Genomic DNA, 236 nt, shown 5'->3' on the forward strand with positions numbered 1-236 from the left:
GAAGTTGTATATAGTCCAGTGTTGTTGGTCGTTCCGGATGACGCGCCAGCTGCACGCGCTGCCATGGTGTCAGGTTTCCATAAATTTGCTGCGCCAAATCTTTCGCTTTTTGCTCCAGACGTTGTACTTCATCAGAGAAATCAATGCCTTTTTCCTCTGTGAACCGACGCAATTCCTTAATTTTGTCTTGCAGCTCTACTAATGGCTTTTCAAAGGGGAGCTCTCCTGCCATGCTT

General features: G+C 47.0%; 1 pseudogene. It reads right to left on the reverse strand.

Annotation, left to right across the window (positions count from 1 at the left end):
* Positions 1 to 232: pseudogene (locus SB775_RS33835) on the reverse strand (acetyl-CoA carboxylase carboxyl transferase subunit alpha); the annotation flags it as partial.
* Positions 233 to 236: the final 4 nt, after the last annotated feature.

Source organism: Peribacillus sp. SIMBA_075, from assembly GCF_046534585.1.